Annotated in this window: 5 protein-coding genes; 4 read left to right on the top strand and 1 reads right to left on the bottom strand. The window is 66.2% G+C overall.

All coding sequences use genetic code 11. From position 1 onward, the window contains the following. Positions 1–372: 372 nt before the first annotated feature. On the top strand, positions 373–2448 hold the full coding sequence (locus AC1DOP_RS25510) for a serine/threonine protein kinase (protein WP_477254064.1): 2076 nt from the start codon (positions 373–375) through the stop codon (positions 2446–2448). Positions 2449–2464: 16 nt separating this feature from the next. Here the strand turns inward: AC1DOP_RS25510 and AC1DOP_RS25505 are convergent, their stop codons facing one another. Continuing rightward, the gene (locus AC1DOP_RS25505; RefSeq protein ID WP_477254062.1) at positions 2465–3595 is read right to left on the bottom strand and encodes a formylglycine-generating enzyme family protein; all 1131 of its coding nucleotides are present in this window, start codon (positions 3593–3595) and stop codon (positions 2465–2467) included. A 116-nt stretch (positions 3596–3711) separates the two neighbouring features. Between AC1DOP_RS25505 and AC1DOP_RS25500 the strand changes: the two genes are divergently transcribed. Genes AC1DOP_RS25500 through AC1DOP_RS25490 form a run of 3 tightly spaced genes read left to right on the top strand, consistent with a single transcriptional unit; the run spans position 3712 to position 6531 of the window. Then, positions 3712–4140 carry a DUF4399 domain-containing protein gene (locus tag AC1DOP_RS25500; RefSeq protein ID WP_477254060.1) on the top strand — a complete coding sequence of 143 codons (429 nt, stop codon included), beginning with the start codon at positions 3712–3714 and terminating at the stop codon, positions 4138–4140. Positions 4141–4164: 24 nt separating this feature from the next. Continuing rightward, positions 4165–4587, top strand: coding sequence for a DUF4399 domain-containing protein (locus AC1DOP_RS25495; RefSeq protein WP_477254058.1), 423 nt, complete (start codon positions 4165–4167; stop codon positions 4585–4587). A gap of 9 nt (positions 4588–4596) precedes the next feature. Then, complete coding sequence (locus tag AC1DOP_RS25490) at positions 4597–6531, top strand: HD domain-containing phosphohydrolase (protein ID WP_477254056.1); 1935 nt, start codon at positions 4597–4599, stop codon at positions 6529–6531. Positions 6532–6533: the final 2 nt, after the last annotated feature.

Here is a 6533-nt window from a genome sequence, read left to right as displayed (position 1 = left end):
CGCGGTCCAGTTTGTCGGTGTGGGCCAGGTCGGTGATGATCAGGGTTTTCATGGTAAATCTCCTTGGATGTCGGTTGGTTGGTTGAGGCATTTGATTTGCGCTCGATGGACTATCAGCAGGATGCGTGCCAGCTTCGTTCGAGTGTCACAAATTCAAGCGCAAGTTATTGAAATTAAAGGAGTTTTTATTCTTGTTCTCAGCCGTTCACGGCATCGGAGGAAGCGGCCGCAGGCATCGCCGGTGATGGCCCGGACCCAACACTTTTATGGGCCTGTTCGGCGCGAACCCACATCCCGGCGTGCGACAGGACTTGATCATCCGGGCTTTCATGCTAGTCTCAATAAACGCCCCGGGATCTAACAAACACAACCATGGATAGCCTCGCTCACGCGATCCGGCAACTGCAGTCCGGCACCTTGCCGCGTGCCGAATTCTTTGCCGAGGTCGATCACGTGCTCGAGAGTGCGTCCGAGAGCGTGGGCCGCCTGCTCGAGGTCCTGAGCGAAGAGCATGCGCGCAAGCCGCTGCCGGGCGATGTCTATACGGAAATCCAGCACCGCATCGAGCGCCTGATCGTCGCGCGCCAGCACAAGGGGGGCGACGACACCTTTGTCCAGACCCGGCCCGGCGCGTACACCATGCGCGACCCTCTACCGCCCTCGCGCGAATACGACGGCGATGTCGATCCCGAGCCCGAACGCATGAAAGGCGTCGGCGATACGCTGAACAACCGCTTCGTGCTGGAGGAGTGCATCGGCTTCGGTGGAATGGGAACCGTGTACAAGGCGCTCGACCTGCGCAAGCTGGAGGCGTCGGATCGCAAGCCCTATATCGCCATCAAGGTATTGAACGTCCAGTTCCGTGGCCACCCGAAGTCCCTGATCGCCTTGCAGCGCGAGGCACGCAAGGCACAGGCGCTGGCGCATCCGAACATCGTGTCGGTCTACGATTTCGACCGCGACGGTCCGATGGTCTACCTGACCATGGAATACCTGAAGGGCAAGGCCCTCAGCCAGGTGCTGCGTGCGCCGGGCTTCGCCGGCATGCCATACGCGGACGTGCTGCGCATCGTGACTGGCATGGGCAATGCGCTGGCCTACGCGCACGGGCGCGGCTTCGTCCATTGCGACTTCAAGCCCGGCAATGTGTTCCTGACCGAGTCGGGCAACGTCAAGGTCATCGATTTCGGGATCGCGCGCGTGTTCCAGAAAACCGAAGAGGATGTCGATGTCACGGTATTCGATCCCGGCAGCCTGGGCGCCCTCACACCGGCCTACGCGAGTCCCGAGATGCTGGAGCACCTCGACCCCGATCCGCGCGACGATATCTATGCGCTGGCCTGCATCGCCTACGAGTTGCTGACGGGCCACCACCCGTTCAACGGCGTCTCCGCCCTGCAGGCGCGCGGCGCCGGCATGAAACCGCAGCGGCCGGCCGGATTGGCGCGCGGACCGTGGCATGCACTGAAGTGCGGCCTGGCCCTGGAGCGCAATACGCGCACACCCACGGTCGAGCGCTTCCTGCACGATTTCGGCACCGGCGCATCGGTACAGCGTTACGGCCTGGCGGCCGGGGTGGCGGCGGGCATCCTTGCGATCGCCGCGCTGGGCGCAGTCGGCTGGCACTACCTGGGCGCGAAGCCACGCACGCAGGCGACTGCCGCGGCACCGCCGCCGGCGACGGCCCAGGAACAGGCTGCGCCGCCCGCGGCCCTACCCGCGCCGACGCCAGCCGCCCCCGCACCGACGCCTGTACCTGCGCCGACGGCAGCCGCGATTGCCTCGACGCTGGGGAAGATCCCCTGCGCGGCACTGGTGGGCGCCGTCGATGGCCATGCGGTGACGGTACATGGCTACCTGTCGACACCGCCGGGGCAGGCCGGCTTGAAGGACGAGCTTGCCGCGGTGCCGGGCGTATCGAGCGTGAATCTCGACGTCAGGCTGGTGGACCAGGCCAGGTGTGGCGTGATCTCGACGCTCGGACCGTACTGGTCGGCCTATCGCCAGGCCGGCGGCGGCGCCGCCATCCGTCTTGCCGGTGCCGGGCACGGGCCGGATGCCGTGCTAACCGAAGGCGATTCGCTGATGGTCGACGTGACCACCCCGGCGGCCGAGTCCTTCATCACGGTCGACTATTATTCGCTCGATGGCAGCGTCACCCACCTGCTGCCGAATGTGCGCGCGCATGACAACCGGGCGCCGCCGAACTACACGGCGACGGTCGGCAGCCTGGGTGAATGGGGGATCGGCAAGCCCTTCGGTGCGGAACTGGTGGTACTGGTGACGACGCCGACGGTGCTGTTCGATGCGCCCCGGCCTGTGTCCGAGCCCGCCGCCGCCTACCTGGCCGATGCCGCCAGGCGCCTGGAGCAAATCCGGGCGCACAGCGGCGCCGGCAAGATCGCGGTCGAGTTCCTGCCGATCCATACCCGTCCGCGCAAGCCCTAGCCGTGCAGGCCGCGCATCATTTGAGGCTGCGCGCAACCCGGAAGCCGTTCTGCGAATGACGCACGCTGGCGTCGTACTTGAAGCGCGTGGAGGTGACCATGTACGAGGCGCCTTCGCGCCACGATCCGCCACGGATGACGCGTACGCGGCAATCCGGTTCGTCCCAGGCGCGAGCGTTGGCCGGGGCGCCCTTGTAGTTGTTGTGCCAGCAGTCGGCGACCCACTCCCACACGCCGCCGCTGGTGTCGTACAGCCCATAGGGGTTGGCAGCGAAACTGCCGACATTCGCCGGTGCATCCTCGGTCCATGGCTTTCCGCATTCCTTGCAATTGGCCTTGCCTTGCGCCATTTGCTCACCCCACCAGTAGCGGGTCGTGGTGCCGCCGCGGGCAGCGAATTCCCATTCCGCCTCGGTGGGCAGGCGATAAGGCTTGCCGCTGATGGCGCCGAGCCACTTGACGTACTGCTGGGCATCGTCCCAGCTGACATCGCGCATCGGTGCGTTCGGGCTTGCGCCGACCGGCACGGCGATCTTCTGGCAAGCGCCGGCGGCGGCGCAGGCATTCCATTGCTGTACCGAGACTTCATAGCGTCCGATCGCGAACGGCGCATCGATGGTGACCTGGTGCGCCGGTTTTTCGCTGGGGTCGCTCGTGTTGTTCCCCATGGAGAAGGTACCGCCGGGCAGGGACACGAGCACGGGACAGGCTGTGCAATCCTTGATGTCGGTGCCGGATGCGGCGGCGCCGGCCGCGGGGGCGGCAACGCCTGCCGCAGGTCCTGCCGGCGCGGCCTTGGCGGGCGGCGTCCGTGCGGCCGTGTCCGGCGCCTTGGCGGGAGCCTGTTTCGGACTCGGCGGCGGCGAGGCGGATCCCGCCGCCTGCGCCTGCGCCGCGCGCAGGGTGGCGATCCGCGCCTGCGCGAGCGCCACGAACTTCCCTTTCGGATAGGCCTTCAGATAGGCCTCGTAATCGCTGATCTGGTTGCTGTCCTTCACCGAGTTCCAGAACGCCAGCTCGAACTGCTCGGCGCTGTTCTTGGGAACGACACCTGCGAGCTGGATCCGCGGCAAATGGTCTTGGGCAGCAGCATTGCATGCCCAGGCCAGCCCGGCCAGTATGCAAACCTTCCAGGGTGTTTGCCACATGAGCGCGCTCCGTTGGCCTGTGTTCGACAGAAGTACCTTGCGATCTGACCCAGAGTGTGCCAGATTTAGAAGTATTGACGCGCACCTCAGTCAGCCCTTTTCGGGAGCTATCGATCATGCGCTTTCCTTTGGTATTTCCTTTATTGCTGGCGGCGACCCTGCATGCCGGCACCACCGCTGCCGCCACCCCGACTCCCGCTCCGGAAAATGCCCAGGTGTATTTCATCTGGCCGCACGACGGCACGGTCATCAACGGCGGCAAGTTCTGGGTGCGCATGGGCCTGCGTAACATGGGTGTCGCACCCAAGGGAACCGCGGTGACGCACACCGGCCACCATCACCTGCTGATCGATACCGACCTGCCGCCGATGACGGAACCGATCCCGAACGATCGCAACCACCTGCATTTCGGCGCCGGCGAAACCGAAGCCCGTGTCGAGCTGCCGCCCGGGACGCATACCTTGCAATTGCTGCTGGGCGACAAGGACCACATTCCGCACGCGCCACCCATCATGTCGAAGAAGATCACCATTACCGTGCGATAGCTGTCGAAGCCGCTGGAGACCACCATGCGCAACCTGTTCCCCGTCGCCGTCGCCGTGGCGGCCATCCTGGCCAGCGCGCCGGCCGGTTCTACCGACGCGCCGAGCAATGCCTACTGCTACATCGGCTGGCCGTCCGATGGCGCGGTGCTCCCGGCCGGCAAGCCTTTCCGCGTATGGTTCGGGCTGCGCAACATGGGCGTCGCGCCGAAGGGCGTGGCGTTCAAGAATACCGGGCACCATCACCTGCTGGTCGATGCCGATCCGCCGGCGGCCGGGCAGCAGATCCCGTCGGACCGCAACCACCTGCATTTCGGTGCGGGCGAGACCGAGACGATGCTCGAACTGCCGCCGGGGAAGCATACGCTGCAACTGGTGATGGGCGACGAAAACCACATGGTCCACACACCGCCGGTGGTCTCCAGGAAGATCACGGTCACGGTCAGATGAAGCAGTCACATGGAACCGAACACGCCATTTTCCGCATCGAGCGGCCCGGTCCGGGCTTACCTGGAATGGATGGGGGCGGAGCCCGGCAAGCCGGCCGTGTTCCCGCTGCATGAGGAGGCGGTGGTCGGGCGCAACCCGCAGGATGCGCTGGCCTCCGACAGGTACGTCTGCATCCCCGAACAGACGGTCAGCCGGCGGCATGCGCGCATCCGGCGCCGCGGCGCCAGTTATTTCGTCGAGGATCTGCATTCGCGCAACGGTACCTTCGTGTCCGGCGAGCGCCTCGCGCCCGGCGCCTGGCGCGTGCTGGCCGAAGGCGACGAACTGGCGCTGGCGTCCGCCCACCTCGTGTTCCACTCCCTGCTGCTGCCCGAGCGCGGCGCCGCATCCGCGGTGATCACGCGCTCGGTGGACGCCACGCAGTTCGCGCCCGTGGTGGATACCAGCAGCGCCGGCCGTGGCGATCTCGAGAACACGGTGCACCGGCTGCATGCGATGGCCCAGGTCGGTATCGCCCTGGGTGTCGTCACCGATCAGGACACGCTGATCGAAAAGCTGATGAATTTCATCTTCGACCTGTTCCCGCTGGCCGAGCGCGCCTTCATCATGCTGCGCGGCAGCGAACGCGACCCGCCGCAGCCGGTCGCCGCGCGCCGCCGCGGCGGGATCGTGGAAGATCCCGCCCAGATAAGGATCTCGCGTACCATCGTCGACGAAGTGCTGGGCCGCAAGCGGGCGATCCTGTCCGTCGATACGCTCGCGGACCGCCACTATGGCGCGCACGAGTCGATCATTGCCCAGGCGATCCTGAGCGTGATGTGTGCGCCGCTGATCCTGGGCGACGAAGTCCTCGGCCTGATCCAGGTCGACACCTCGTCCGATCCGCATGCGTTCCAGGAAGCCGACCTGGAGATCCTCAGCGGCGTCTGCGCGGAGACCGCGGTTACCCTGAAAAACTTCCAGCTGTATTCCGATATCAAGGGCCTGCTCGACGGCTTCGTGTGCGCGTCGGTACAGGCGATCGAGGAGCGCGATCCGGTCACGGCCGGGCATTCGTTCCGGGTCGCCGGCTACGCCGAAAACCTGGCCGTGGCGCTGGAGCATGCCAACGATCCGGAACTGCGCGGCGCCGCTTTCACGCCGGCCCAGCTGCGCGAGATCCGCTATGCCGCGCTGCTGCACGATTTCGGCAAGGTCGGCGTGCGCGAACACGTGCTGCGCAAGGAAAAGAAACTGCACCACGCCGACATGCGCCTGCTGGAACAGCGCTTCCGTTATGCCCGCGCCTGCCTCGAACGCCATGCCTGGCGCAGCCTGACGGAGCGGCAGCTGAGCGGCGAACTGGGCGCGGCCGACCTGCGCCGCGAGCGCGAGCGCATCGTGGCGCAGCTGGCCGAGGAGGACGAGCGCCTCGACGAGTTCCTCGCGCTGATCATACGGGCCAACGAACCATCGGTCTCGCACTCAACGGTGCCGGAGGGGCTGGGTGCGATCCGCGACCATGTGTGCGCGGGCACCGGCGATCCGTCCTTCCGTCTGCTCGACGACGCGGAATTCGCCGCGCTCAGCATCGGCAAGGGTTGCCTGACCCCGGATGAGCGGCGGCAGATCGAAGCCCACGTGGCCGACTCGTATTCCTTCCTGATCCTGATTCCCTGGACGCGCGAGCTGGCAGGCGTGCCGGCGATCGCCCATGGCCACCACGAAAAGCTCGACGGAACCGGCTATCCGATGGGGCTGCGCGGTGCGGAGATCAGCCTGCAGACGCGCATCCTGACGATCAGCGACATCTACGACGCGCTGACGGCACGCGATCGGCCGTACAAGCAGGCGGTTCCGGCCGAGCGTGCGCTCGACCTGATCGCCGAAGAGTGCCGCGCCGGCCACCTGGACGGACGCCTGTTCAAGGTCTTCGTCGACTCGAAGGCATGGCAGACGAGGTGAGC

The organism is Massilia sp. 01N410, assembly GCF_056399665.1.
The sequence above is the reverse complement of the archived record's forward strand: the minus strand, read 5'-3'. Positions and strand labels throughout refer to the sequence as shown.

Coding starts and splice junctions, on each gene's coding strand:
- AC1DOP_RS25490 (WP_477254056.1), top strand. CDS start 4,597: ATGGAACCGAACACGCCATTTTCCGCATCGAGCGGCCCGGTCCGGGCT.
- AC1DOP_RS25510 (WP_477254064.1), top strand. CDS start 373: ATGGATAGCCTCGCTCACGCGATCCGGCAACTGCAGTCCGGCACCTTG.
- AC1DOP_RS25495 (WP_477254058.1), top strand. CDS start 4,165: ATGCGCAACCTGTTCCCCGTCGCCGTCGCCGTGGCGGCCATCCTGGCC.
- AC1DOP_RS25500 (WP_477254060.1), top strand. CDS start 3,712: ATGCGCTTTCCTTTGGTATTTCCTTTATTGCTGGCGGCGACCCTGCAT.
- AC1DOP_RS25505 (WP_477254062.1), bottom strand. CDS start 3,595: ATGTGGCAAACACCCTGGAAGGTTTGCATACTGGCCGGGCTGGCCTGG.